The 24,098-nt window shown below is 45.1% G+C and carries 21 protein-coding genes; 14 read left to right on the top strand and 7 right to left on the bottom strand.

From position 1 onward, the window contains the following. Position 1 precedes the first annotated feature (1 nt). From AYW76_RS12840 to AYW76_RS12820, 5 genes are all read left to right on the top strand, one after another. Positions 2 to 607, top strand: coding sequence for a protein-methionine-sulfoxide reductase heme-binding subunit MsrQ (locus AYW76_RS12840; protein ID WP_067220807.1), 606 nt, complete (start codon positions 2 to 4; stop codon positions 605 to 607). Between the two features lie 185 nt (positions 608 to 792). Then, positions 793 to 2,061: an ABC transporter substrate-binding protein gene (locus tag AYW76_RS12835; protein WP_067220803.1), complete on the top strand. Its 1,269-nt coding sequence runs from the start codon at positions 793 to 795 to the stop codon at positions 2,059 to 2,061. Positions 2,062 to 2,070: 9 nt separating this feature from the next. After that, the gene (locus tag AYW76_RS12830) at positions 2,071 to 4,320 is read left to right on the top strand and encodes an ATP-binding protein (protein ID WP_067220800.1); all 2,250 of its coding nucleotides are present in this window, start codon (positions 2,071 to 2,073) and stop codon (positions 4,318 to 4,320) included. Positions 4,321 to 4,387: 67 nt separating this feature from the next. After that, positions 4,388 to 5,071 carry a helix-turn-helix transcriptional regulator gene (locus tag AYW76_RS12825; protein WP_067220798.1) on the top strand — a complete coding sequence of 228 codons (684 nt, stop codon included), beginning with the start codon at positions 4,388 to 4,390 and terminating at the stop codon, positions 5,069 to 5,071. A gap of 59 nt (positions 5,072 to 5,130) precedes the next feature. Next, the gene (locus tag AYW76_RS12820; protein ID WP_067220795.1) at positions 5,131 to 5,451 is read left to right on the top strand and encodes a hypothetical protein; all 321 of its coding nucleotides are present in this window, start codon (positions 5,131 to 5,133) and stop codon (positions 5,449 to 5,451) included. Between the two features lie 536 nt (positions 5,452 to 5,987). Here the strand turns inward: AYW76_RS12820 and AYW76_RS12815 are convergent. Next, positions 5,988 to 6,437: a hypothetical protein gene (locus AYW76_RS12815; protein WP_067220792.1), complete on the bottom strand. Its 450-nt coding sequence runs from the start codon at positions 6,435 to 6,437 to the stop codon at positions 5,988 to 5,990. An 86-nt stretch (positions 6,438 to 6,523) separates the two neighbouring features. Between AYW76_RS12815 and AYW76_RS12810 the strand changes: the two genes are divergently transcribed. Further along, positions 6,524 to 6,967: a MarR family winged helix-turn-helix transcriptional regulator gene (locus AYW76_RS12810; protein ID WP_197467824.1), complete on the top strand. Its 444-nt coding sequence runs from the start codon at positions 6,524 to 6,526 to the stop codon at positions 6,965 to 6,967. 175 nt (positions 6,968 to 7,142) lie between these two features. Continuing rightward, positions 7,143 to 7,760, top strand: a complete 618-nt coding sequence (locus AYW76_RS12805; protein ID WP_067035870.1) for a LysE family translocator — start codon at positions 7,143 to 7,145, stop codon at positions 7,758 to 7,760. A 14-nt stretch (positions 7,761 to 7,774) separates the two neighbouring features. Here the strand turns inward: AYW76_RS12805 and AYW76_RS12800 are convergent, their stop codons facing one another. Continuing rightward, entirely contained in the window at positions 7,775 to 9,562 is a 1,788-nt protein-coding gene (locus tag AYW76_RS12800; RefSeq protein WP_067220787.1) for a hypothetical protein, read from the bottom strand. 244 nt (positions 9,563 to 9,806) lie between these two features. Here AYW76_RS12800 and AYW76_RS12795 point away from each other — a divergent pair, with 244 nt between their 5' ends. Continuing rightward, positions 9,807 to 10,415: a class I SAM-dependent DNA methyltransferase gene (locus tag AYW76_RS12795; protein ID WP_067220784.1), complete on the top strand. Its 609-nt coding sequence runs from the start codon at positions 9,807 to 9,809 to the stop codon at positions 10,413 to 10,415. 647 nt (positions 10,416 to 11,062) lie between these two features. Here the strand turns inward: AYW76_RS12795 and AYW76_RS12790 are convergent. Beyond that, complete coding sequence (locus tag AYW76_RS12790) at positions 11,063 to 11,770, bottom strand: outer membrane beta-barrel protein (protein WP_067220782.1); 708 nt, start codon at positions 11,768 to 11,770, stop codon at positions 11,063 to 11,065. Positions 11,771 to 12,967: 1,197 nt separating this feature from the next. On the opposite strand from AYW76_RS12790, the gene AYW76_RS12785 reads away from it, so the two are divergent. Further along, positions 12,968 to 13,360: a hypothetical protein gene (locus AYW76_RS12785; RefSeq protein WP_067220780.1), complete on the top strand. Its 393-nt coding sequence runs from the start codon at positions 12,968 to 12,970 to the stop codon at positions 13,358 to 13,360. 244 nt (positions 13,361 to 13,604) lie between these two features. Here the strand turns inward: AYW76_RS12785 and AYW76_RS12780 are convergent, their stop codons facing one another. Further along, a complete protein-coding gene (locus tag AYW76_RS12780; protein ID WP_067220778.1) occupies positions 13,605 to 14,447 on the bottom strand; it encodes an SDR family NAD(P)-dependent oxidoreductase in 843 nt (280 codons plus the stop codon). A gap of 175 nt (positions 14,448 to 14,622) precedes the next feature. Here AYW76_RS12780 and AYW76_RS12775 point away from each other — a divergent pair, with 175 nt between their 5' ends. Then, the gene (locus tag AYW76_RS12775) at positions 14,623 to 15,528 is read left to right on the top strand and encodes an AraC family transcriptional regulator (RefSeq protein ID WP_067220775.1); all 906 of its coding nucleotides are present in this window, start codon (positions 14,623 to 14,625) and stop codon (positions 15,526 to 15,528) included. A 466-nt stretch (positions 15,529 to 15,994) separates the two neighbouring features. On the opposite strand, the gene ahr is transcribed toward AYW76_RS12775, so the two are convergent. After that, positions 15,995 to 16,996 (bottom strand): NADPH-dependent aldehyde reductase Ahr, encoded by a 1,002-nt coding sequence (gene ahr / locus AYW76_RS12770; protein WP_067220771.1) that lies wholly within the window; start codon positions 16,994 to 16,996, stop codon positions 15,995 to 15,997. A gap of 107 nt (positions 16,997 to 17,103) precedes the next feature. Between ahr and AYW76_RS12765 the strand changes: the two genes are divergently transcribed. From AYW76_RS12765 to AYW76_RS12755, 3 genes are all read left to right on the top strand, one after another. After that, positions 17,104 to 18,033 carry a LysR family transcriptional regulator gene (locus AYW76_RS12765; protein WP_067220768.1) on the top strand — a complete coding sequence of 310 codons (930 nt, stop codon included), beginning with the start codon at positions 17,104 to 17,106 and terminating at the stop codon, positions 18,031 to 18,033. A 331-nt stretch (positions 18,034 to 18,364) separates the two neighbouring features. Then, positions 18,365 to 18,580, top strand: a complete 216-nt coding sequence (locus AYW76_RS19680; protein ID WP_067220766.1) for an IS3 family transposase — start codon at positions 18,365 to 18,367, stop codon at positions 18,578 to 18,580. A 212-nt stretch (positions 18,581 to 18,792) separates the two neighbouring features. Further along, on the top strand, positions 18,793 to 19,338 hold the full coding sequence (locus AYW76_RS12755; RefSeq protein ID WP_067220763.1) for a hypothetical protein: 546 nt from the start codon (positions 18,793 to 18,795) through the stop codon (positions 19,336 to 19,338). A gap of 181 nt (positions 19,339 to 19,519) precedes the next feature. Here the strand turns inward: AYW76_RS12755 and codA are convergent, their stop codons facing one another. After that, a complete protein-coding gene (codA, locus tag AYW76_RS12750; RefSeq protein WP_067220760.1) occupies positions 19,520 to 20,764 on the bottom strand; it encodes a cytosine deaminase in 1,245 nt (414 codons plus the stop codon). 237 nt (positions 20,765 to 21,001) lie between these two features. Between codA and AYW76_RS12745 the strand changes: the two genes are divergently transcribed. Continuing rightward, positions 21,002 to 21,697 (top strand): META domain-containing protein, encoded by a 696-nt coding sequence (locus AYW76_RS12745; protein ID WP_067220757.1) that lies wholly within the window; start codon positions 21,002 to 21,004, stop codon positions 21,695 to 21,697. Between the two features lie 29 nt (positions 21,698 to 21,726). Here the strand turns inward: AYW76_RS12745 and AYW76_RS12740 are convergent, their stop codons facing one another. Continuing rightward, on the bottom strand, positions 21,727 to 23,904 hold the full coding sequence (locus AYW76_RS12740; protein ID WP_067220754.1) for an EAL domain-containing protein: 2,178 nt from the start codon (positions 23,902 to 23,904) through the stop codon (positions 21,727 to 21,729). Positions 23,905 to 24,098: the final 194 nt, after the last annotated feature.

Raw genomic sequence — 24,098 nt, 5'->3', positions numbered from 1 at the left:
CGTGAAAAAATTTTGGGATCGTAAAGAGAAACCGTACGTACTGATTGTCTTTCTATTACCGTTTTTTTGGATGTTAGGCTCTTTATTATTAGGTCACTATTTTCCGGATCCGGGCAAACTATTAATGCGATTAAGCGGTATTTGGGCCTGTGTATTGATGGCAGCGGCATTGTCAGTTACCCCGCTGATGAAATTTAAGCGTTTAAAAGCACTGACTCGATATCGGCGCTTTATTGGGCTTTCTGCATTCTTCTACGCCATCCTGCACTTTGTGATCTATTTGGTGCTGTTCGCCGGATTGAGCTGGCGTTGGATACGCTCAGATTTGCTTGAAAAACCTTATATTTACGCGGGTGTGCTCGCACTTGTGGTTCTCTTTGTATTAGCCATCACTAGCACTAAGAAAATGATGAAGCGACTCGGACGCAACTGGAAGCGTCTGCATCGCTTTGTTTACCTCGCAGCGCTCGCCATCCTTTTGCACTTGTGGTGGCAAGTGAAAAGCGATACTTCGCTCGCGGTGATTTTTTCAGTGATTTTTGCTTTGCTTTTAGGTTACAGAGTGATCGTAAATCGAAAGTATTTAACCTTCAAACGGATGCACTAAGACACAGTACGATACCTTGAAACGCTCGATTACAGAATATTACATCCTGCTCAGTTTATTCTAATACAATAAAAGATCACCGTTGCTATCAGTAAACAGTAGTATTGAAACAGAGCCCTTAATGCATTGTCTGTTTTACGATCTACACTGTAGTAATTCTTTAGAGCTGTGATAGGACAAGCACTATGAGTGATTTAATCGATCGTCGAAGCTTTTTACGGACACTTGGGGCAGGTGCTGCATTATCGACCGTTGCACTCAAGGCTCCTTACGCCTACCCCAACAAGATGGTTACGTTAAGAGTGATGGGGACGCATGTCACGTTGCAAGAAGAGCTTCGTCAGAGGGCCATGAAAGAATTAGGCATTAACCTCGAATTTACTCCCATGGGAGATGCGGCGTTACTGCAAAAAGCGTCCTCCGATCCTAGCGCTTTTGATCTGTATGAGCACTGGTCTGACTCGATAAATATTTTATGGCAAGCTGGCTCCATTCAGCCCCTTGAAACGGATCGACTGCTGTACTGGCACGAGGTTAACAACCTGACTAAAACAGGAAAGTTAACGGAAAACTCTCATGTCGGTGCAGGCGATGCGCCCAACAAGATTATTTATGTTCAGCCAGATGGATCCCTCGGCTCGAATCCGACAAATCAGCTGAGTTTTATGCCATATGTTCATAATGTGGATTCGTTTGGTTACAACACCCAATATATCCCTGAAGGTATCGCGTATGAGACAGAGTCTTGGTCGTGGCTGCTAGACGAGCGAAACAAAGGAAAAGTAGCACTCATTAACGCACCCACGATTGGTATCTTTGATGCAGCATTGGCCGCCCAAGCACAAGGGCTGATGACATTTGGTGATATCGGCAATATGACCATCAATGAAATAGATCAATTGTTCAAAATTTTATTGCAGAAAAAGAGACAAGGGCACTTCTCAGGTTTTTGGACGTCCGTCCCGCAATCGGTTGAGTTTATGACATCTGGACGCGCCAATATTCAAAGCATGTTTTCGCCAGCGGTAAGTGCCTGTCGAGGTCAAGGTGTCCCTGTTGTTTATGCCGCGCCAAGAGAAGGGTATCGGGCATGGCATGGTGTGATGTGTTTGTCTTCGAACGCCAGTGAAGAAGTGAAAGATGCGGCTTATAGGTATATGAATTGGTGGCTATCTGGTTATCCTGGCGCCTTTATTGCGCGCCAAGGGTATTACATCTCCAATCCAGAGCGCAGTCGAGATTTAATGTCTCAGGCAGAGTGGGATTACTGGTATGATGGAAAAGAAGCGGTCACCGATTTAAGAGGAACGGATGGTAATATTTCGGTGAAAGCAGGAGAAGTAAGGCACGGTGGTAGTTATGTGTCGCGCTTCTCAAACATTGCAGTCTGGAATACGGTCATGCAGAACTATGACTATAGTTTAGATAAGTGGTACGAGTTGCTAAACGCTTAAGGAAAAAATGTGCTGTTATCTATCTCTCGCTCAATTGCTGCAAAAGTTGCTTTAGCCTTTAGCTTCGTTATTGTCACGCTTGTCGTAAGCTACATCGTTATGGCTCAGCGTCTCGATACCATCGGCGTGGCCATGAATAACGTGACAGAGATAAGCAGTAATACCATTTCGATCATAAGAATAAACAAAGACATTATCGAGATGCAGCGAGATGTTTCTGTCTACAGCTTATCGGGCAGCGATGCTGTATTTGAAAAAATAGATGAAAACTTTCAAGACATAAAAATTAGGTTAGATTCATTATCCGCTGTCGATACTTCAGAAGTAGAAAGTCAATACATTAGCTCGCTTGCCTTGTTAGTTGATGAGCTAGGGCATAACTTAGAGGGCCTTACCTCACTCTATAAATCAAGATCAACTCTAATAGATGTTGTGCTAGAGGATATCTATCATACAGCTATTGCTGAGCTCTATAACTTAAATCAAATGTCTAATAGCGTAGAAAATGAGCTTGTATTAGTAGAGGAAATGAATAAATGGCATACCTTACATCGTAACGCTTGGTTGTTTTTATCTAAAAAAGACTATCATAAAAGAAAACAAGTCACTTCCGCTTTAAATGAAATAGCTTCAAGTCGTTTGTTTGGCAAAAGCGAAGAGTCTTTGAGGGTAAATGAACTTGCAAAAGAGTATCGAAAATATTTTTTAAAAAGCATACAGGTTAATCGAAACTATTTTAATCTTGTTAATGTGGTAATGGCCGGTAATGCCATCGAGTTTAGTACATTAGCCAATACGTTAAGAGAACATTCCCAATTAAGACTACAGAAAATAAAGGGACGTGCTAACGAAAGCATCATCACAACAGAAAATATTCTGAACATTTTAAGCATTGCAATTATTTTGTATTTAATATTTCTGGCATTCTTCCTTCATGTCCATATCACTAAAGCCATTACGCTCTTAACAGATAGCTTTAGTCGATTTCTTAGTGGTGATCTATCAGCATCAGTACACCATATCAACCGTAAAGACGAGATTGGTGTACTGGCTCAGGCAGCCAGTCGTTTTCGAGATATGAGTATAGACTTAGACAAAGAGAAACAAGCCGCTATACAGATGTCTAAAGTGAAGTCTGAATTTCTTGCAAATATGAGTCACGAGATTCGCACACCCATGAATGGCATATTGGGGATGGCATCGCAGTTATCTCACACAGACCTAGTCGCGCCACAAAGAGAAATGCTCAATATTATTACGTCATCCGGTGAAAGCTTATTGGTGATTATCAATGATATTTTAGACGTGAGTAAGATTGAAGCAGGTAAAATTGAGCTTGAACAACGCCCCATAGACTTGAATGCATTATTAAAAGACATTGAACTTTTATTCAATGGCCAAGCTACTGCTAAAGGCATTCAATTATCAGTCCGCACGTGCCCTACAAACCAGAACATAGCCTTTGTCGGCGATGAAACAAGAATCAAGCAGATACTGATGAATTTGCTGGGGAATGCGATCAAATTCACAGACCATGGTGAAGTCGCCTTAACAACCCACGCTGAAGTAGATTCGGACGATAAAATGACCTTGTTGTTCAGCGTGACCGATACCGGTATTGGTATTGATCCCGACAACATTGAAAAGCTGTTTGGTGCCTTCGCACAAGCGGACACATCCATAACGCGAAAATTTGGTGGTACGGGTCTGGGGCTAACCATCACCAGCCAGTTGCTGTCTCTAATGGGATCTGAACTTGAAGTCGAGAGTGACGTCAAAAAAGGGTCGAGGTTCTTTTTTGAAATTGAAACCGAACAATGCTCCCTAGCCGTATCAGATGCGCAAGCTGAAAAGAGTGATACGTCATCAGAGAATGCCGACTATTCGAATTTAAAGGTGCTGGTGGCCGAAGACAACAAAACTAACCAGATTGTTGTTAAAGGGGTCCTAAGTAAGCTAAAAGTTGGCTCGATTACACTCGCCGAAGATGGTGAACAAGCAATCAATATCTGTAAAACAGAGGTGTTTGATTTGATCTTTATGGACATGCAAATGCCAATAATTGATGGCCTGCAAGCGACCCTAGAAATTAAAAAAATGGATGACTATCGCCATGTCCCCATCATCGCATTAACGGCTAACGTTTTTGAAGACGATAAGAAACAATGTGAAGAGGCTGGCATGTGCGACTTTTTGGGCAAACCGATTAATCTCAAGCAGTTAGAGTGCATTCTTGAAAAATGGTCTAGAGAATCCTAAAGGTATTGATTTGGGGTTTTAGTATTTAGTATGTTGCTTTGTAAGCCTTTCTTTCATTTGAGTGTCCATGCGCAAATCCGATCGTTTATTCCAGCTAACGAATATCCTCATAAAGCATCAGCCAGTAACGGCTAAAACCTTGGCGGAAAAGCTCGGTGTTAGCGAACGTACGATTTATCGTTATATTGACGACTTATCTGTATCCGGTGTGCCTGTCTATGGTGAAGCTGGGGTAGGTTACTCTTTGTCCGAAGGTTATGAGCTGCCGCCTTTAACATTGACGGCGCAGGAACTCGAAGCGCTGGTATCCGGGGTAAACTTTGTGGCAGCGTTAACCACGGACAGTTTTTCGCAAAGTGCACAGTCTTTGTTAGCGAAGATCGAAGCGGCTCTGCCAGAACATATGTCGCAAACCGATGACAAACGTATAGTGCGGACGCCCGTGTTGGCCACGAAAGACGTGGATCGGTCAGTCTGGGGGCACTTGCATGACACCATTCAAAACCAAGCTCAGATAACACTCCAGTATCAAAGTGCCGATGAAAGAGTGACGCAGCGTGCTATTTACCCCTTGGGGTTGTTTTATTGGGGTGGCAAATGGACGTTGGGTGCTTGGTGTTTCAAACGTCATGCCTACCGTGACTTTCGTATTGATCGTATTAAAGGGTTATTGCCAGCCGAACAACGCTCCATCCCCAATAACGTATCGTTATCTCATTATATTAATCTTCGTCAAGGCGAATCCTACTGACACAAGGTTGTCAGTAGGGGCATCCTATAGTGAACCTTCTAACAAACGAGGAGGTTACCATGATCGATGAAAACAACTTAAGTGCAATGGGCGGTGTTGAGATCGCATTCTTTAAGCTAAAAGAGGGCTGTCTTGAACAGGACTTGATTGTACTTTCAAAACGCGTTGAAGCCGAGTTTTTAAGCCAGCAATCAGAGCTGGTGGCGCATTTTTTGTTAAAGCGAGCCGATGGTGTATACGCCGACGTAGCCATGGCAAGCACGCAAGAAAAAGTTGAAGAGTACTGCCAGCAATGGCTGTCTAATGCGGTGGCGCTGGAGTATTTGGAGCTGCTTGACTCCGAAAGCGTGGATATGACCTTCTGGACACGGATCAACTAAGCTCGCTAAAAGAGTAATCCTTTCGGGAGTTGAAGAACTTAGGCTCCCGAGGGAGTTTGTGCTAATGCCTCATTTCTTGAGGCGGCGAGAATTTATGCATTCCATTCGCTTGCGCAATGTCGCTCCGCGACCGTCAGCGCGAACCCAACGCATAAAGTCTCTCATTAAGGCTGAACCATCTTTTGTACGAGCGAAATTTTTTCGCGATCTGTAGGACCTCGGTTCCCGAGGGAATTTGCGCTAACGCCTCATTTCTTGAGGCGGCGAGAATTTATGCATTCCATTCGCTTGCGCAATGTCGCTTCGCGACCGTCAGCGCGAATCCAACGCATAAAGTCTCTCATTAATGCTGAATCATCTTTTGTACGAGCGAAATTTTTTCGCGATCTGTAGGACCTCGGTTCCCGAGGGAATTTGCGCTAACGCCTCACTTCTTGAGGCGGCGAAAATTCATGCATTCCATTCGCTTGCGCAATGTCGCTTCGCGACCGTCAGGGCAAATCAAACACATGGAATGCAGTTAATGAGCATCTCTATTAAATCATTCGCTTAGAAGCCTTAGCGTGAAGTTTTCTGCCATCTCTAATATTCAACGTCATCAAGGTGAGGTTGATTGCCCCAGCCAGCAACTCTATCCCTTGGACAAGATAAAATGTCGCGGTAAATTCGCCTAAGCTTGCCCAGTGATGTAAGAAATACGCAGCGGGTATCAAAATGACCACACCATTTAGTGCGATAAACGGCATGCGTTTTTTCTTACGCACAACAAACGTGTTTTGGCTATGTTGGCCCATGATGGCGCCAGTGATGCCCGTCAACGCGATCGCGGGGATCAAGATCCATAAACCCGGCGATAGAATGAGTGATTTGATGCGCACAATGGACTCGGTCGTACCAACAAGTTCAACCACCAGAGTCGATGTGAAGAACAAGGCGATACATAAGGTCGCTACGAGGGCGGCGAAGCGGTGAAGTCTTGGAAGCATAGTGTTCTCTTCGGTGGCTGATGTTGGTAATATGTTGTCAAATTATGAGTTGAGCTTAGTTAGTTGACAATATGTTGTCAAGGTGAATGATGGATACAAATGGTGAAGTGTTTACTAAAATCGTTTTGGAAGTGTTCAAAGTCAGTGGGCTGTTGAATACAGAAGGCGACCAACTCACTGAGGAGTTTGGTCTGAGCAGTGCGCGTTGGAAGGTTATGGGGGCAATCGTAAAGGCCGATCAACCGGTTACAGTGTCAGAAATCAGTCGTGTCATGGGACAAAGCCGACAGGCCACTCAGCGTGTCGTCGATGTTATGAGCAAGGATGGGCTGGTGCAGCTGTTGGACAATCCCAACCACAAAAAAGCCAAGCTGGTGGCGTTGACCGAAGCCGGAGCGGTTGTCTATGAAAAGCTTGATCGAAAACAAGAGCAATGGGCTGCATCAGGCGCGCAAAAGATAACGCGGGATGAGCTCGACAATGCACTGAGCACCTTGCATAAAATGGCAAACTACCTTGAGCGTAAATGAGCGAAACCGGACCGTTCGCGTGGTGTCGTGCGATGGCACCACTAGGCCATTGTGCATGGGGTGAATGGTGTGAATGGCGCCATGTTTTGCATCGTAATGGCTCCGTTATGTATTAGACAAACGGCCCAAAGCACGTATCGTTAGATCAAGATTAACCAACAAAAGGATACGTGAAATGTGGTCGATGGAATTTTTACTCACCTCACTGGTGGTCGTGTTAATCCCCGGCACGGGAGTGTTGTATACGGTGGCCACAGGGCTTTTTGTGGGGAAGCGTGCCAGTGTCTTCGCAGCGTTAGGCTGTACCCTTGGTATCCTACCGGCCTTGCTCGCAAGTGCGTTGGGGTTGGCGGCGATTTTCCATACCAGTGCGGTGGCGTTTACCGTGATCAAATACGCTGGTGCGGCGTATCTGTTGTATCTTGCTTGGCAGATGTGGCGCGCCTCTGGTGCATTGTCGTTAAACACGACATCCTCCGCCATTCGCTATCGCGACACGCTGTTTAAAGGGTTTTTGATTAACATCCTCAACCCCAAACTGTCGATCTTCTTTCTCGCCTTTTTACCGCAGTTTATTCCCAGCAGCGCGGATAACGCTTTATTGAGTATGCTCATGCTTGGGGCCGTGTTTATGCTGATGACCTTCGCCGTGTTTCTAATCTACGGCTTTCTGTCCGGCTTATTCAGAGATGTGATCGTTCACTCGAAGACCGCCAGCACCGTCATGCAAAGGGTGTTTGCCACCAGTTTTGCTGGGCTTGGGCTTAAACTGGCGGTCAGTGATCGGCTCTAACGGCTTCTCGGTTGCTACACAAAGTTGTCCATGGCTGGAGAGATCTCATCTTTGAAATCGCGCTTTGTTTCAAACGCCATTTCTTGTATTAGATTAGATAAGAACGCAAACTGGGTATTTTCGGTGGCCTTGTTGCGTATGACATTGGTGTCCAGAGCTTGTTTGACGCGATTCAAGGTTTCATCACGAATGCCAGAGTGCATGTCATCAAGATGATCACTAAATGCGTTTAGGGAGAGTTTGTCTTTGGCGGTACTATCTTCGCGCATACTCTCAAAGGCGACTAAGGTACTGACCAGATTGCTCACATCGTTTTTATAAAGATCTAGGCTCTTAGCGCTGTACAGGTTCTCTGACTCATGACCGATTTCAGAATGACCGTTGACCATATTGACTTTGTCAGTGTCGGCACCGATTAACGGACGAGACTGCTGGACGGCTGAATCCAAATCTTGGAACACAGCCGCGCCTTCTAAGGCAACGAGGAACGACCCTCGCTCAATATCAGGGCGCTCGATCAATGTGACATCGTGATAACGTGCCCCGTTTACCAACGACAGTACTTTTTGATTAGTGCGCAGTTCACTGACCACTTCGATGGCTTCGTCTAAGTTCTTTTTGTTAAAGCTGTCCGCTACCTTGCTATGCAGCATGTCCTCTAGCCCGAGTGTGGTGATTTCGATGTAAGCGCGTTTTTCTGTATTCGACAGGCCGTTTAATTCGGAGCCCATTGTGTTTAATTGCTCGTCAGAGAAGTCAAAGGTTTCTATCATGTCGATCATGCTAGACACAGAGTCCAAGGCAAAATCGCGTCCCTGACTTTGTTCGTTATCTTTTAACAGCGCTTCTTCACCGTACCATGCAAAACCAAACTTCCCGTCTGCGTGCGAGGTGAATGGCGACAGCTTGACCGCATCGGCCATGCTCCCTAGAGCGCTGAGTAACGAGTTGGGCAGGTTTTGGCCATCAGGCCCCGCCAACTGTGATAATCGATCCCCAAGTGAGGGGTCTAAGCCATAGACACTCAGTAAGCCCGTTTCAGCATCGGGAGGCAGTTGGCCCAGTTGCTCGGTAAGCGCCGCGGGGTCGTCGGTTGCGAGAACCGCCGTAATGTAATTATGCAGAGGATTAGCGGAGGTTTCCCTAGGGTAGGGGCTAAACTTAACGTCGTTCGGTGTCTGGCTATAAATATTCTTTCTAAAGTTCGCGACAGCCTCGGTATCCACTTGCGAAGCGTACTCTGCGGACTGACTCAAGATAGCTGCTCGGTCTTCAGGAGAGCTGTTTTCTAAGACATCCATAAACTCAGCGACCTTCTCTTGATAAGATCGATCCGCTTCGTTAGGAATCGTGTAGTTGGCAGAAGCGGGTAACCTCATCGCAGATACCGTCATCGCCAGCTCGCCAAGCTCTTCGTCACTTAACGACGCGCTCAGATCGAGAAAATCAGGATCGGTCAGCAAACCAGCCTGCAAAAAATCGCGCATACTGTCTTGAAAGAAAAAGTTGTCAGCGTTGGCGTGGTGAATGGGGCCATCTAAGCGTTCGGCGAGGGCTTTGGCTTGCTCTAAAAGCTCAGGCGTTTTTTGGTAAAGGTGATAAGGGTCACCCTTAGGGCGGATCAAAGAAAAACTATCGACCGCTTCAATCTCAGGGGCTGGTTGCGCCAACTGCGCTGCTCGAACCTCTGACAAAGCGTCTTGCATGTCTTCAGCACTGGCTTTACTTACACGCGATTCACTGGTGCGTGACGTCGCAGAAATATGCGTCGTCGGTAAGCTTGTCAACGAAATATGTGCCATGATCCACTCCCTGTGAAGTACTTAGATCTTCTTCGTATCGGCACAGCCGCTCAAGACTTTATAGCGATCTCAAATATCAACTACAGACGCCTTGTACGAACGGATCTCACCCGCGATCAAAGCACCAGTTTTGAATCAAAAAACTAGTTTTGGTCTAATAAAAGCTTTGGGTGTAGTACCTTTTAAAAGGGCCGATACATGGACAGGCTGTGAATGGCTCGCCTACAGATAAGGAAGGAAGTTTATGAGTGATTATTTTGATTCGTTAGCCAGCACTTGGGATGATAACCCTATGAAGGTGGAGCGCGCAGAAGCGACCGCTGCGAAGGTCAAGAGCATTGATTTTGAGACTTATGACAGTGTGGTGGATTTTGGTAGTGGCACTGGTTTGCTAGGCGTACAGCTTCGACATACGTTTGCAACCGTGCATCTAGCCGATTCATCAGAAAAAATGTTAGAAGTGGCTCAAGACAAAATCTCAAAAGCGGGCTTAGATAACGTCCACATTCACCACATAATGTCTTTGTCTGAGTTACCGGATCAGCATTCAGCCATTGTGACGCTCATGACGCTACATCATATTCCTGATGTAAAAGACTTTTTCGCGCAGGCGTGGCAAGCGCTAGAGCCTAAAGGAACGTTGATGATTGCGGATCTTTATAAAGAAGATGGTTCATTTCATAAAAACCAGCCTGATTTCGATGGGCACAATGGTTTTGATGTAGTGGAGCTAGAAACCATCGCTGAGCAGAACGGTTTTCGCATCGAACATGCGGCGCCATACTATGAGGTTTTGAAAGAGAATAATGAGGGTATTGAGGTCGCTTACCCACTGTTTTTTTTTCGTCGCTAAGAAACTGACATAACGAAAATCACTGAGCCATCACCTCATAATTAATCTGTGGGAACGAAATCCTTTCGCGATCTGTAAGACCTCGGTTGCAAGGGAATCTGCGCTCACGTCTCACTCCTTGAGGAGGCGAGAATGTATGCATTGCATTCGCTTGCGCAGTGTCGCTCCGCGACCGTCAGAGCGAATCCAACGCGTAAAATCTCTCATTAAGACTGAATCATCTTTTGTACGAGCGAATTTTATTCGCGATCTGTAGGACCTCGGTTCCCGAGGGAATTTGCGCTAACGCCTCACTTCTCGAGGAGGTGAGAATTTATGCATAATTTGTTGAGGCGTCGTAGCATTCATATAGTGGGTACGTTGATGTTGTGTGATAACGCCATCGTAGCTGGAAGCGGTAGTCCAAATTTTTCGTTATTCTACGAATAAATTTCGCTCCTAACCGTGGTTACCTTTCCTGTCTATCGAATGGAGCGAGGTGCATCACTTGAGCTAGATAAAGAAATTAGGGTAAAAAGGGCAGACTCGATATGTTTTATAGCGCTGCCCTTTTCTTGTTTTATTAATGTCTTTTCTTTTAGAAATATTTTTAATTAAAACCCAAAGTTTTCTATTTTATATGATGAAAAAATACTATTTATCAGTATTTAAAAGTTATAAAGTGCCCCAAAACTAATATAGTAAGGCGTGCTGCTGCTAAAACTTAGATCATTAGGAATAAACTTCACCATACTTCTTAAGGAAATTTTTTCATCGAGATCGTAACGGGTCCCAATACCGAGTTCGAGTCGAGTATCGTAGAATTTGGTCTGTGACCCGGGAGCAACCCAATAACTAGAACATGGAAGGTCTGGATAGCTGCTACATGTCTGTGAGCGAAGCACAGTCTTAGTTGTTACCGTGCTTTTTTGATAAATAGCCCCGAAGCTTCCGATGAAGGACCAAGCGTCACTCGGATCAAGCTTGACAGATTTTTTAATGTCTATACTTAGGCTGTCTATATCTATTTTACCAATATCCCTAGTACCATAGTCTATATCTTTGTAACGACCGTTCGATGTGAAGTACCCCATTTCAACGGAGTAATTGTTTTTAAACTTATAACCAACAAATAAGCTGCCTCCAATATTATCTGATTTGTAAATGTCATCTAGATATTCAATGGAGACATCATTATCAATTGGCTCCTCTGGTATACTAGTTAGCTGGCTCTCTAACCTTCTTAGCTTATCATTTTGTTTAATATTGATGACTTTATCTGCTGCCTCTACGCCAGCATAAAAATCAGCATTTGCAATAGAGGGAAGAGCGGAAGTGATTAAGGCACCCAATAATAGGGAGTAGTTTTTTTTCATTATAAAATCCTTTTAAATTGAGATTAGTAGGCACAATAATATGAGTCGCATAATAGTGATCTTCCTCAGCAGAATATGTGCTTGAAATCACAGATATTGAAGATGCTGTGAACAAGTCGTGCGATTTAGCTCTGACTTCTGTTTTTCAAAAATATCCTCTTAAAAGAGTTGTTGAAACAGAGTTTTTTCGCCATTAAGGTGCTTTTAAAGACCAGCGTTGTAACCAATTCGCTTGCACAATATCGCTTCGCGACCGTCAGCGCGAATCCAACGTATAAAGTCTCTCATCAAGACTGAATCATCTTTTGTACGAGCGAAATCCTTTCGCGATTTGTAAGACCTCGGTTCCCGAGGGAATCTGCGCTAACGTCTCATTCCTTAAGGCAGCGAGAATGTATGCATTCAATTCGCTTGTGCAATGTCGCTTCGCGACCGTCAGCGCGAATTCAACGTATAAAGTCTCTTATCAAGGCTGAATCATCTTTTGTACGAGCAAAATTTTTTCGCGATCTGTAGGACCTCGGTTCCCGAGGGAATTTGCGCTAACGCCTCATTCCTTGAGAAGGCGAGAATTCATGCATTGCATTCGCTTGCGTAATGTCGCTCCGCGACCGTCAGCGCGAATCCAACGCGTAAAGTCTCTCATTAAGACTGAGCCATCTTTTGTACGAGCGAAATGTTTTCGCGATCTGTAGGACCTCGGTTCCCGTGTGAATCTGCGCTAACGTCTCACTCTCTGAGGAGGCGAGAATTTAACGCATAAAGTCTCATATCAAGGCTGAATCAAATTGCTTATGTCCTGCTTGTAGCGAGCGTGCTGAGATGTATCTTGACGATGTCTCTGAGAGTAAAACAGCAGAACAGCTTAATATCTGCTGCCATGGGACAATAGCTGTTAGCGTTAGCACTTAGTGAGGTCAGGGTCTAACAACAGATCAAGTCATAAAGCCTGAGGGAAGCGCTTGCCTCGCGGGTCAAATTACGCTACAAAAGAGTAAATAAAGAACCTACACAGCGGCGATCAAGGACGATCTGAAGCGGCATAGTCCAAACAGACTTTGATGTTCAACGAGTTATCTAACAGGGACGTCCTACCATGAAAAAAGCAAATTCCCTATATAGACAACGCAGCCGTTCAACAGTGGCTTATAGCCGCAGCTACGCTGCCGTATAACCCTTAATTGTTAGGCAATTATCATGTCAGAAGTACTAAATTCGTTTATAGATAATTTCGTCTTGAAAGATAAGAGAGAGCGTTATAAATCGCTCCTAAGTAGTAAAAAAAGACGTAAGGATGGTGTATGGGATCTATTGCATGATGGAAGGCATTTAGATAAGCAGAGATTTCAATTATATCTTATTAAAGAAGCCGATGATGTATTAAAAAAATTGCAGAAACTCAGTGTTCAAAATTCAGTATACGTTTTAGTAAATAATGAAGATGGCGACGGAAGAGATATGTCCATACACGCTGTTCTCGAAGATTATTTTGGGAAGCAGGTTGATGTTTTGGCGTATGACCACGTGGTTAAAGCAGGGTATTATGAGAATCACGAAGGTGAAATTTATGTTTTTTCAAAAGATGACTAACAAGGTTGCTAGTAATAGAGCGAATGCTCATTCTTTAATGGACGCCTTTTGATAGCTTGTATGATTATTGCTCCAACGGAGTGTCTATGCCTAACAAGGTTATGCAGGGGAGCCAAAAAGTTACGCAAATTTTGTGTATGTCGCTCCGCTCCAATTTTACACAAAATTGGCTCCACTTTTCGGCCTCCTGATAACGACGTTAAGTTTGACTTCCAGAGTGCAGGAAAGAAAAGCAAACTTATTACTATTTTCCTTCATGAAAATCTGTTGATGTTGATGAAGCTGCCCACTGTTCTAGCTCTGCTATGCGATCATTGAGAGCAACACGAGACATTGAGAGGGCATCCGAACCAGCAACAAGGCGGGCCGGGCGTTGGATAAGGCCTTCAGTATTAACAATGAGTTGTGCCAATTTATAAGGGTCACCTGGCTGCATATGGCTATAGGCATCGTACTGTGATCTTTGATTGCTAACAGCATCCGTATAATCTTGATTTTGAACCTGACCGTAGAGTACAGAAGACGCATCCAGAAAGTCAGTGCGGAAGAAACCAGGTTCGACGATAGTGACATTAATTCCAAAACGAGCCACTTCCTGTGCAAGGCTTTCTGAAAAACCTTCGACAGCAAATTTAGAAGCACAATATATTGACGCTCCATCAAACCCAATTGCGCCACCTATGGAGGAAAGGTTAAATATACATCCACTTCGTTGTTTGCGCATTTGTGGCAAAACTGCTCGAGTTACATGCATCAAGCCAAAAACATTAACGTGAAACTGCGTCTCAATCGACGCTGCTTCAACAGATTCGAAATGACCTAGCTGCCCGTAACCAGCGTTGTTCACCAGAACATCGATTCCTCCAAACCGTTCAACAGATCTTGCCACTGCTTTTGTTGCTGCCTTACTATTTTGCACGTCTAGCTCGATACACTCCAATTTATCTGCATGCTCACTAAGCTGTTCTCTAAGTTTTGTAACATCGCGTGCAGTTGCGACGACGTTATCTCCTTGAGCAAGGGCAGCTTTCACTATTTCGACGCCTATTCCGCGAGATCCACCTGTGATAAACCAAGTTTTTTTCATACTTTTTGCTCCTACATATTCAATAATATCAACCCATGGTCACGGGCTGGTGTAGAGAAAATATTGCCAAAAAAGAGCTTCAATGCGGTATGTTTACATTCTCTTGTTCTTGTATAATCCTCCATTTATCCGTGTTCGTATTTGTTGGGAGAAACTAGGTGTGGACATTATTTAAATGCGTACGATTAATGATTTAGTGGACTTGCTAATGCAGTTTTCAGGCAGCGATGGGGTATTTCATACGCCTATTCCTCGAATGTCTATCATGCGCTGTTCCGCACCTACAATACCTGAATTAGTCTTATACGAGCCTTCAATATGCGTGGTCGCTCAAGGCGTCAAAGAAGCAAGAATTGATGATCAGACTTATCGTTATGACTCTGCTCGTTATCTATTGGGCTCTGTCCGACAGCCAGTTTTTGGCTCCGTTGTAAAAGCCACAAAAAAATACCCTTATATTTGTCTTAGACTGGACTTAGATTCCGAAATCATAGTCGAATTGATGTCGTTATCTGTTGAAGAGAAAATAAACCATGCTATCTCTTCAGGGTTAAGGCTTGGAGAAATGGATAATGAACTCGTCGATACAGTAGTGAGACTTGCGGAAACAATGAATGATTCAAAGAGTATTGATGTTTTATCTCCATTGGTTGAAAAAGAATTGATTTGGCGACTTCTTCAGCAGCCAGAGACTCATTCTGTTCTTGCTCAAATGGTTACATCAAGTAGTCGGTTACGCCGTATTAGAAAAGCGATTGAATGGATCGAATCTCACTTCACTGAATCTATATCCACTAGGGATCTTGCCGATATAGCATTAATGGGACACTCTAGTTTTCATAAGTACTTTAAAATGGTTACTGGAACAAGCCCTATTCGCTTTAGAAGTCATTTGCGTTTAATGGCGGCGAGACGCCTTATGGTTGTTGAAGGCTACGATGCTGCAGAAGCCGGGTTTAAGGTGGGTTATAGTGAGCCAGCACAATTTAGTCGAGAATACTCTAAGCTGCTTGGTTATGCTCCAAAACAGGATGCTATGCGCTTGAAAAACAGCTTTCACGTAGGTATCAATCAACTATAAAACTATTTTTTCGAAAAAATGTAGCAATTATTTGATTTTATATATGCCAGCTAACTTAATAACGTGATCTTAAGTGCCTGTGGTTAAAACCTTCGTAAGTTGCTGAAGTGGCTTAATTTTACCTTGATCTGGGGTTGCTTTTATAGCGGGATGGAATGGATTCAAGCCTTATTGCCAAGAAGGCTAGAAAATGAAATGGCGCTTTAGTCTAAAAACGCCATTATTCAGGGACGACTAACAAAACGCTGTTGGCACTCAGTGCGTTCGCTGGGACGCAAACACGCGGGCGGCTTCGCCATTTTCGCCTACGCGTCTGCGCACCTTATTTAAAAGTTAAGTGTCACTATGGATAATCGAGCATTTACCAAAATCATAGAATTTTGGAGAAGGTTCCAGCAATATCTGGAACCATCGGTAGAAGTCAATAATCTGGGACACCCATAAAGCCGCTACAATTAGCTTAAATTTAGCGTTTTAAGACAATGCGATAATGGGGTTTACCATTGCGTAGTCTATCCAGCGCTTCGTTTATTTGCTCAAAGCTATAGTATTCTGTTACCGGTGCAATATTGTGTAAGCTGGCAAAGTCCAACATGTTACGGATGGTCGCTGGGCTTCCCACGGGTGAACCCGACACAGAGCGCTGCCCCATGATCAATGGGAACACGTTGATATCCAATGGCTCTAGCGTGGCACCCACAAAGTGCAAGCGGCCTTTCGGCGCGAGTGTGGCGATATAGGCGTTCCAGTCCAGCTTCACATTAACCGTAGAAAGAATAAAATCAAATCGTCCTTCGGCGGCTTCCAGCTCTTCTGCATTACTACTGTTTAAAACTTTATGTGCACCCAGTTTTTTGAGTTCGTCAGCCTCTTTGGTGCTGCGGGTAAATGCAGTGACTTCACATCCCCACGCGTTTAAAAATTGCAAGGCAATATGCCCTAAACCACCAATGCCAATAACACCGACTTTAAACGTTGGCTTAACACCAAACTGAATCAAGGGATTGAATACGGTTATGCCACCACATAGTAAGGGCCCGGCAGAGTCAGGATTTATGCCTTCTGGAAGAGGCACTACAGCGCTGGCCTGAGCACGGACCTTTTCAGCAAAACCACCGTGACGTCCACCCATAGTCATCTCGGCTTTAGAGCACAAATTATGATCGCCCGATTGACAGGTACCACAGGTGTTGCAATAGGCTGAATGCCAGCCCAAACCGACGCGTTGGCCTACCTGAATAGACGTCACATTGTCACCCACGGCGTTGACCACGCCAATCACCTCGTGACCGGGCACAAAAGGGTATTGAGTGAAGCCCCAATCATTGTCCAACATACTGAGATCGCTATGGCATATACCACACGATTCAACATCAATTTCCACGTCATCGTGTGCCAAAGGACCTGGATCGTATTCGAAGGGTTCTAGCTTGGCCCCAGGTGCTGATGCTGCATAGGCTTTAATCATGACTCTCTCCTTTAAACAGTTTTGATTTAGCAAACTTTCATTGCTGGTAAAAGGAGTTTGATGCATAGTCTTCATTTAAACAATAGTGAGTTATAAAACATATCGTTATGAAATATGAAACAATGGATTTGAGGTTGCTGCAATATTTTGTGGTCTCGGCGGACACTCTTAATTTTACAGCGGCAGCAGATAAACTGGGGATCCCCAAGTCAAAACTAAGTACAAGTATTGCTAAGCTTGAAGGGCAATTGAAGCTGAGCTTATTCGAGCGTTCATCCCGAGTCGTGAGGCTTACTGACGCTGGCCGATTGCTCTACGGTCGCGCTATGGTGCTACTTGAAGAGTCCAGCTATTTACTGGATGACATGCGTACCATGAGCACTAGGGTTGCTGGTCGCTTGAGATTAGGGGCGTCTCCGGCCTTGGGGCGTTTTTTGTCTGAAACGTTGTTTCCTACTTTTCTCCAGCAATGGCCAAATATTTCCGTTTCGCTTCAGTTGTCTTATGAATATGAAAACCTCTTTAAGGAAGGGATTGATCTAGCCTTTAGAATGGGCAAAAACCGAGACGAAAATTTGATAGAAAAGCAAATTGGGTCCAGTAACCGCGTAGTAGTGGCGTCCCCTGAGTACCTGAAGTCGTGTGAGCCTATTCGTCAGCCTTCAGATTTGGTGAAACACAAGAGTATTCAAATTTTTGAAGGTGAAAGCCCCACCTGGGTGTTAAAAAGTGGCAAGGAAATTGAGCAAGTGAATCTGGATGTCGCCTTTCAATGTGGCGATTTTGTCAGCTTGGTGAATATAGTCGAAGGTGGTATGGGGCTTGCGCATCTGCCTTGGTTTGTCGTGCGCGAAAAAGTTGAAAGCGGCGAACTCATACAATTACTGCCTGAGTGGCGAAGTCCAATTTTGCCAATATCTGTGGTTTATCGACAAGGGTATAACAAGTCTGCGCGATTGGCGGAATTGCTTAAATGGGTGGACCAAAACACGCAACTATTCCAACTCTGTGCACCCACTAAAAAAGTGTCTTCTTAACTACGCCGTAAGAAAATATGTTCTAGTTTCAATAGCTAATTCAGCAAAATTTCGCTAAGTACAACTGGGCCTCCTGTTTTATTGAATTTGTGTTGGCACATTTAGCGGGACATTGCATCGCTTAGTGGATGCCGGTAACTCGGTATTGGTGATCGAGCATAATTGGATATGTTCGCCGAGGCGGATTGGATTATCGATGTTGAGTTGCCTAGCAAATCAATTCATCCGAAAGCTAAAGCGTCAGCTGATTGAGACGTTTTAGGCTACAGAGTTACCCGCGAACAGAAGATACCTTCTATTGTTTGGCTAGCCCTTAGCACGGAGCTACTCCATGAGCCGTAAGGGAAATTGTTGGGACATCGCGCACACGGGATCGTTTCTCAGTCAGCTGGAGGTGAAACTGATATATGCCGAGCATTTCGAGTCGATCACGGCGGCCAAATCCGCTATCTTCGAGTTCATCGAAGTGTTTTATAACCGAGAGAGCAGGCACTCCGTTTGGGCTGTCTTAGACCGGTGGAATATGAGCGCAGAGGCGTATAACTGAGTGTCTACAAAAATATTGCCAAGAGCGCGGGATTACTCCCGAAACCGTTGTGCCAATAATTAAACAGGCCATAGAAAATGGGCAGTAAGGTCACGCATAATAAGGCCAGCCAGAGGGACAGCCAAACCGCTACACTTCGTGCGCTGGACGTCGCTGACGTTCCGCCTTTTATGTGGGCGTTAGGCACTTTCTCGATAATGATAGGATTCAGAATGAATATTTGGTTTATCCGTATGGACAACGATGGTTGGAAGGACCTCGATCTTAATGAAAATTCGCCATACATTTACAGTGCTCACGGCAGTTGTGGTGATTTAGAAGTTGCGACAAAACATAAGCATTTAATTTTCCCTGAGCTTAGCCTCAGTGGGAAAGACTTAGCCAAATTAGTTCGAGATATTAAGCTATCACTTGTAGACGCTGGAAAAATCAAACTAGAAGATTCAGGTAAGCGTCGCTGTGATTTAGCTATTCGGTATTGGTTATCCGTGATGCAGGCGGGCGATCTAGTATTTGTAAGAACCAAACAAAGCAAGGTAATCTTGTGTCGTGTTACGGGGTATATTTCTGAAGACTTTTTTATGCAGCAAGGCTGTTTTAAACGACCTGTATATATTTTAGGTGAAATAACTGAGGACATGCTGCCAAGTAGCATCTGGAACCGAACGTTTGGGCGAAAAACAATCGAACGAAATGCAAAGAAGGTTATTTCTAGTTGGGTTGAAAGCAATATTGAAGCCTTGACCATGAGTACTTGATACCACGCATCTAACAAAGCATTTAAGAGTGATTCGCAACGCTTGGCGTTTTCGTTTCGCTAAAGCATAGTCAAGCACCGCTCACAACTTAATTTGGCGCTAACTCTTACTAACTACTATCTCTCCCAACACACCCAATACCCAACCCCATCTCTCACCGATGGGGCTTGGCTCTAAAACTTCACCCCAATTCCACGCTTGTCTTCACTACCGCTGGTTGCCTTTCAACAATCACCTTGCCCTCACGAACCGAGTACAGCACGTCGGCTTGTTCGCGGATGACTTCGACGTCGTCGGCGCCGTTGAGGACGATGAAGTTGGCGGGTTTGCCGACGTCGATGCCGTATTGGTCGCTGATGTGCAGTACTTTAGCGCTGTTGTCGGTGATGAAGTCGAGGGCGGTAGAGAAGTCGTCGTAGCCCATCATGTGGCAGGCGTGCAGGGCGAAGTCGACTTGGCGCAGCAGTTTGCCGTTGCCGAGGCTGTACCAAGGGTCTTGGATGGAGTCTTGGGCGAGGGCAACGTTGATGCCGGCATCGCGCAGTTCTTTGACGCGGGTGATGCCGCGACGTTTGGGGAAGGTATCAAAGCGCCCTTGTAGGTGGATGTTTTCGGTCGGGCAGGAGACAAAGTTAATGCCGGAGCGCTTCAGCAAACGAAACAGTTTGGAGCAGTAGGCGTTGTTGTACGAATGCATGGCGACGGTGTGGCTGGCGGTGACGCGATCACCTAGGCCGCTTTCCAGCGCGGCGGTCGCAAGCACTTCTAAAAAGCGCGACTGCTCGTCATCGATTTCATCACAGTGTACGTCCACCAATTTATTATGCTTCTGCGCCAGCTCGATCACCCAGCGCATGGACTCAACGCCGTATTCGCGGGTGAATTCAAAATGCGGGATGCCACCAATCACGTCTGCGCCCAGTTCAAGGGCTTGTTCCATTAAGGCTTTGCCATTGGGGTAAGACAAGATGCCTTCTTGAGGGAACGCGACGATCTGCAAATCCAGGTAGGGGGCGAGCTGCGCTTTTAGCGGCACGATGGCTTTAAGGGCTGTGAGCTCCGGGTCGGTCACGTCAATGTGGGTGCGAATGTGTTGCACCCCGTGGCTAATCAGTAGCTCGGCGGCTTTGAGTACTCGGCGTTGAACATCGTCTTGGGTGAGTTGCTGCTTGCGCTCGGCCCAGCATTCAATGCCTTCAAACAGCGTGCCGCTTTTGTTCCAGCGTGGTTCGCCGGCGGTCAGCACCGCGTCTAAATGAATATGGGGCTCAATAAAGGGGGCGCAGACCAGTTTTTGTTGCGCATCGATATCGCAGGGTTCAGAGATAACAGACGTTTGTGGAGTGATCGATTTGAACACGCCGTGCTCACATTCAAGGGTAAAGAGTGTGTCTTGGTGACGTAATCGCGCGTTGATGATTTTCATAACCACTTCCTTGGATTTAGTTAGTGGTTTTATAGTTGCATGTTTTATGAAATTTGAGAATCGTTAGTGCTGTCTTATTACGCACCTACGCAGACTCAACGTTCCAATTTAGGCCTACATTTGCGTGTGAGGTGTAAGGTTCTTGTAGTCTAGGTGGATTCGTTTTTTGATGCTGTTCATTGCTGGCGTATTTGGTTAGCGTATAGAAAGTTTATAGTCATTACGGAAGGAGGCATTATGAAGCGTTATTGGTTAGGTGGGGCACTGGTTGCTCTGACAGTGGCGGGGTGTTCATCACATCAGACGTCATCTGAGTATGACGATGTCTCGTTGGCGCAGCTGTCTGGTCAGTGGCAAGTCGAAAGCATTGATCAGGGAGGTATCATAGACAATTCTCATGTCACGGTGTTGTTCTCAGAACAGGGTCGTATCAGTGGCTCGACAAGCTGTAATCGCTACTCAGCAAACTTGATCGAGCAAGGGAAGACTTTGAAAGTGGATCAGGCGGTGTCAACACGCATGGCGTGTGCTCCGGCGTTGATGAAGCAAGAACAACGTTTTTTAAGTGCGCTTAAAGAGACGGTCACGATTCGTCGTTTGTCTGATACATGGCTAGTGGCTGAGGATGCGAGCGGCACCCAGAGATTAAAGATGATTGAGATGGCTCCGACTGCGTCAAAGCAAGATGCGGCGCTAGATCAGGTCTCTGAGTATAGCTGTCGAAATGCCAATAGCATCGCCAATTTGGGCGTGCGTTTTGTCGGTCCTGATACTGTTGAGTTATTATTGGCAGAGCAAGCGTTGATGTTACCGCGAGTTAAAAGTGCATCGGGAGCGAAGTACAGCAAAGGTCATGTTAGCTTTTGGAACAAAGGCGCTGAAGCGACCTTGGCGTCTGGTGATCAAACCTGGCAATGTCGCCGCGCGTCTTAATCTTGGTTCCAGTGGCTACCTACGACTACTTATGGAAGGTCGGGGAGACATTTAACAAACGTATCGAAAGTGATGGGTTTAGAGTAGAAGTACCCTTGGCAAACGGTGCAGCCCAATTCAGTTAAGATATTGACTTGTTGTTGTGTTTCCACGCCTTCAACGACAACGTTGTAGCCGTAGTTTTCTGCTAAGAATAAAATGGCTTTGATGGGGATGTGCGATTGATCGGAGTCATTGATGTTCAAAACAAAGGAACGGTCGATTTTTATCGTGTTTATAGGCAGTGCATGGGAGTAAGAGAATGAACTCATACCCGTACCAAAGTCGTCAAGTGCAATGGCGAAGCCTAGATTAGAGATATAATCTAATTGCTTGGCGATGTGGTCAACGTCGAGTGCGGTTTCAGATTCCGTTAACTCGATTTCTAGCATTAAGTGGTTCTGGACCAACAGCTCTTTTGAAACCTGTTCTAAGGTCGCAATGACGCTAGGGTCAAACACATCATAGCCGTTTAAGTTCAATGACAATGGCAGCTGATAACCTGCTGATTGTAATGCAAGTGCCATACGGCACACTTCGTTCACCACGAATAAAGCAAATGACGAACGTATATTGCTTTGCTCAACTAAGTCTAGAAAGTGATAGGGGGAAAGCAGCCCGTCTTCAGGATGGTTCCAGCGAATCAGTGCTTCAGCGCCGACTATATCACTTGTGCGCATGTCTACTTTGGGTTGTAGGTACAGTTCGAACTGCTTTTCTTCAATGGCTGTTTTTAATGCCGCTGAGTATTGCGACACTTTTCGGCTGTTTTGAATCAAGTGTTGCTGGTAGCGCAAATACGGTAAGCGTTGCTGATTGGCATGATAAATCAGTGTAGAAACAGATGAAATAAGGCTTTCAAAATCACTGACATCTGTTGGGTAGTTTAATTCGACTTCCGTGGGCTCTAGCGAAAACTGAAAGTTATCCAAGTGTTGAGTTTCATTAATGCGCTGTTTGAAGTGGTTAACGCAGTTGGCTTTAGCAACGGGTGTAATAATGATGAAGGTGCTGTCATTTAGGCGGCCTAAAATACACTCAGGATCCACCTCTTGTTTTAATCTTGTGGCCAGCTGTTGTAATACTTGTGTGAGTACAATGGAGCTATTGGTCGCTAGAATTTGTGATAAGTTTCGGAACTTCGCCGCATAAACTGTGTATTCCCTATTAGAGCGGAGAGTGAGGTTGTTTGAGAATAGTTCTCTTAGTGCGCGCTCATTTAATAAGCCTGTTTGCGAATCAGTGTTGGCGGCTTTTATCGCTCGGTAGTTGGAGCTTTCCACGTGCTTCCAAATAAAGAATGCAACCGCAACAGCGCCCCATAGAGCTATCCAAATGACCACTGCGGACGAAATCAGCATTCGGTAAACGACACTGTCGACCAAGTAATCAGAGCTAAGGCTTAATTCACCGACATAAATGTGTGTGGGTGATGTGTTTTGCACCGCTAAGCCATGATGTGTAATGGCGTATTGCTTGCCATTTATTGAGTAATAGTAGTCTTCTATGTCATCAATATTGTGAAAAAAATCATGTTCAACGTACGGCGACATTAAGCGGGCCAGTTCGTTGTTGTTGGGTGTTTTTAGTGTTTCTAATATGTCTGTTTGAGAGGCTTTGTCGATATTTTTTGCATGGAATAGCCACGCGTTGTTGGCTTGCTTGATCGCAACAAACATAGGCGTATCGGTTATAAAGTGTTCTTGAGCAATCTTACGGCTTAGCGTGGCAATGTCTGGTGCTTCAGAGATCTCTTTGCCTAGTGCTCTTTCCAGGTCACTGGTGATTAAAGCCGCGCTGCGGTGCAGCTGCTGTAGTTCCATGGCTTGCACCGTTGCTTTGCCTGACTCATAGCCTTCGCCAATGAAAAATGCGCTGATCAATATTGAAACCGTGCCAAATCCGACAAGTGCTTTTTTTCTGATCGACTTAAAATCGAGTTCAAAGCTTTGGTCGTCGTTGTCATCATCCTTTTTAGATAAGCTGGTTAGACCGACCAGTGAGTACATAAAGCACCAACTTGTCGCGGCGGAGATAACATTCGCGATGCCAAAGACAGCAAAAAACCACCCAATCACGTCATTTCCTGATGCATCGACCCCGATTGGACTGATTGAAATAAGTAAAATACCGAGAATGGCCCTGACAGACCGGTCAAGGTTGTTCATGTTCGAACAGAGTGAAATCTTTTTAAGTCGCTTAATAGGGTTCACTGAGTAAATCTCTAGGTTTGGGTAAGTGGTGCTTCTTGTAAAGGTGAGAGTGTAAACGCCTAACAACCTTGACGGTCGTGCGATACGAAGCAATTTGTATGGAGCAAATTTTAGTAGAGAGCTTTAGTGATTACGTTATGATTGATTTT

Source organism: Marinomonas gallaica, assembly GCF_001639745.1.
GTDB classification, from domain to species: Bacteria; Pseudomonadota; Gammaproteobacteria; order Pseudomonadales; family Marinomonadaceae; genus Marinomonas; species Marinomonas gallaica.
This window is presented reverse-complemented; position numbering and strand designations above follow the sequence as displayed.